The 1,658-nt window shown below is 72.0% G+C and carries 2 protein-coding genes; both read right to left on the bottom strand.

The features are described from left to right. Nucleotides 1-232 (bottom strand): hypothetical protein (locus G6022_RS15990; RefSeq protein ID WP_182691993.1); only part of this gene is annotated, 232 nt, incomplete at its 3' end. Further along, the coding region (locus G6022_RS15985) for an SDR family NAD(P)-dependent oxidoreductase (protein WP_182691991.1) at nt 226-1,658 on the bottom strand (1,433 nt) is incomplete at its 5' end. The genes G6022_RS15990 and G6022_RS15985, both read right to left, overlap by 7 nt.

Here is a 1,658-nt window from a genome sequence, read left to right as displayed (position 1 = left end):
GCCGCACGATGTCCTCACCGCCGAGGCAGGCCGCGCCCCACGAGGTGAGCACGCCGCACAGGTGGTGGACGAGCGCGGCGGCGGTGTTGGTGGGCCACTCGGAACCCTCGGCGGTGGGCCGGTGGTGCACGAGCGTGTCGGGCCCGTCGCCGCCGAGATCGGCCACCGCGGCACGGATCGCGGGCAGCAGCTCGTCGGCCAGGATCCGCCGGGCGGCGTCGACGCTCACCACGGGCTCGGCTCGAAGTCCTTGAGGAAGCAGCCGTAGAGGTCCACTCCGGCCTCGCCGCGGACGATCGGGTCCACCACGCGGGCCGCGCCGTCGACGAGGTCCAGGGGTGCGTGGAAGCCCTCCTCGTGCAGCCGGACCTTGGTCGTGTGCGGACGCTCGTCCGTGATCCAGCCCGTGTCGACCGCGGTCATGAGGATGCCGTGTTCGGTGAACATCTCCTCGGCGGAGGTGCGGGTGAGCATGTTGAGGCCCGCCTTGGCCATGTTGGTGTGCGGGTGCCCCGCGCCCTTGTAGCGCCGGGAGAACTGCCCCTCCATGGCGGAGACGTTGACGACGTACTTGCGGCGGGCGTTCGACGCGGCGAGCGCGGGCCGCAGTCGGGAGACCAGGATGAACGGGGCGACCGAGTTGCACAGCTGCACCTCGAGCATCTCCATGGGCTCCACCTGCTCGACCGTGGCCACCCAGCTGTTGTGGTCGACCACGTCCGGCAGCAGCCCGCCGGCATCGATGGCGGTGCCGGCGTCCACGCGGTCCAGGGACGCCGACCCGGCCAGGAGCGCCTGTTCGGCGATGTGTCCGGCCTCGCGCTCGGCCTCGTCGGAGCCGATGAGCGCGGACTCGCCGCCCATCAGCGCGGCCGGGTGCAGCTCGGAGGTGCGGCCCATGGTGATCATGGGGATGTCGGCGGCCCGCCCGGTGAGGGGCGCGGACTCCCCGTCCACGAGTCCGGAGTACGACCCGGGGGAGCGGCGCACCGTCTGGGCGGCGTTGTTGATGAGGATGTCGAGCGGTCCGGCGGCGGCGACCTCGTCGGCCAGTGCCACGACCTGGGCGGGATCGCGCAGGTCCACGCCGATCACGTGGACCCTGTGGGCCCAGTCCGCGTGGTCGGGCATCGAGGCGAACCGGCGGACGGCGTCGCGGGGGAAACGGGTCGTGATGGTCACGTCGGCCCCCGCCCGCAGCAGCATGAGCGCGATGTACATCCCGATCTTGGCGCGGCCACCGGTGAGCAGGGCCCGCCGACCGGTCAGGTCCATGTCCGGGTCCCGCCTGGCGCGGTTGGCCGCAGCGCACTCGGGGCACAGCTGGTGGTAGAAGGCATCGACCTGGGTGTACAACTGCTTGCACACGTAACACGCCACCGCACGCTGCAGGTGTCCGGCCACGGCCCCCGGGGTGTTCGACACCAGTCGGATCCCGGCCGTCTCGTCGTCGATCCGGGAGGGCGAGCCGGTCGCGGTGGCCTCGATGACCGCCTTGTCCGCCTCCTGCCGGGCGCGTCGGACCTCGTTCCGGCGGGACTTCTTGAGCAGCTTGAACATGTGGCCGACCGAGCGCTGTACACGGATGGAATCGGGGTGGTCCTCCCCGAGCGCCGCCGCCTGGTCGAGGACGCGCTGGAGGGTCTCGAGGTCGTCCG

The organism is Dietzia sp. Cai40 (genome assembly GCF_014145165.1).
In the GTDB taxonomy this organism is placed as follows: domain Bacteria; phylum Actinomycetota; class Actinomycetes; order Mycobacteriales; family Mycobacteriaceae; genus Dietzia; species Dietzia natronolimnaea.
This window is presented reverse-complemented; position numbering and strand designations above follow the sequence as displayed.